The following is a 1,456-nucleotide window of genomic DNA, read 5'->3' as shown; positions in this document are numbered from 1 at the left end:
GTTCTCCTCGAGGGTGCGGAAGCCCGACCCCTGGATCTCGGAGTAGTGGACGAAGACGTCAGCGGAGCCGTCCTCGGGCGCGATGAAGCCGAACCCCTTCTCCGCGTTGAACCACTTCACAGTTCCCTGTGCCATTCTGTTCCTTCTCTTTCCATACCGGAACGGCGGACAACTGGGTTCATCCACCGGGTCCGTTGAGACCGCTGTACTCTGTTCCCCCTGCAGGAAAGCACCTAGTACACCGTTCGCAACATCGATCCTGCTGATGGTTTGGACTTTAGATCCGTTCCCTCGAACACAGAAGCTTGCGACCAGGGACCAGTGAACCATGTCTTCGGGCAATTCAACAGCGGAGTTACCCACAATTTGCAAAAAAGTTGATCTTGCGAATGCGCAGGTGAGGGGCATAATGCCCAAATCCGTACTTGAAGTTGGTTTGCTTCCGGATAACAGAGCGAGCATCTGGCAAACAGGGTGTGAGGCAGGTCGCTACCCTGTAGTGAAATGGCAGGTAGAGCGGCGGACGCACACACGTTTCGCACCCCTTCGGCGTGTCGCGATGGCGCTTCGATGATTGATCGAGATCCGGCGCCGCGATCCGGAGATGCGAGCGACATCAGCTACGGGAGATCGTTGCTGAATCGTGTCCTAAACGGCCCTGTTTCAGGTGACGCCCGGCTCACCCATGTTCGTGAGCTACCACCGCGCGCGGCGCAGGTCACGAAATGGCCCGAATGGACATCTCCCGACGTCATCGCCGCAGTTCAGGCGGCCGGCGTCGCGGAGCCGTGGAGCCACCAGAGCCGGGCCGCGGACCTCGCCGCGGCGGGCCGGCACGTGGTGGTGTCGACCGGAACGGCGTCTGGAAAGTCGCTGGCGTACCAGCTGCCGGTGCTGACCGCGCTGCAGGAGGATCCGCGGGCCACCGCGCTGTATCTCGCGCCGACCAAAGCGCTGGGAGCCGACCAGCTGCGTATGGTCAACGAGCTGACCAGCGAAGATCCGCTGCGGAGCATCCATCCCGCGCCCTACGACGGCGACACGCCGGCGGAGATCCGGCAGTGGGTGCGGGCGCACGCGCGCTGGGTCTTCACCAATCCGGACATGCTGCACGTCGGCATGTTGCGGTCGCATCAGCGGTGGGCGCGGCTGTTTCGGCAGCTGAAGTACATCGTGGTCGACGAATGCCATATCTACCGGGGAGTTTTCGGGTCCCACGTGGCCCTGGTGCTGCGCCGACTCCGGCGACTCGCCGAGCGGTACGGGGCCGATCCGGTCTTCGTGCTGTGCTCGGCGACCGCCGCCGACCCCGCCGCCACCGCCGAGAAGCTCATCGGCGCACCGTGTGTCGCGGTCACCGAGGACGGGTCGCCGCAGGGCGCGCGGACCGTGGCGCTGTGGGAGCCGCCGCTCGTCGGCAGCGGCGTGACCGGGGAAAACGGTGCGGCCCTGCGGC

At 64.5% G+C, this 1,456-nt stretch carries 2 protein-coding genes; one reads left to right on the top strand and one right to left on the bottom strand.

The window, feature by feature from the left end; all coding sequences use genetic code 11:
• Positions 1-135 (bottom strand): cold-shock protein (locus ACIRS4_RS36835; protein WP_404204415.1); only part of this gene is annotated, 135 nt, incomplete at its 3' end.
• Positions 136-570: 435 nt separating this feature from the next.
• Here ACIRS4_RS36835 and ACIRS4_RS36830 point away from each other — a divergent pair.
• Positions 571-1,456 (top strand): DEAD/DEAH box helicase (locus ACIRS4_RS36830; protein WP_404204413.1); only part of this gene is annotated, 886 nt, incomplete at its 3' end.

This window comes from Streptomyces sp. NPDC101166, assembly GCF_044768125.1.
Lineage (GTDB): Bacteria > Actinomycetota > Actinomycetes > Streptomycetales > Streptomycetaceae > Streptomyces.
The sequence above is the reverse complement of the archived record's forward strand: the minus strand, read 5'-3'. Positions and strand labels throughout refer to the sequence as shown.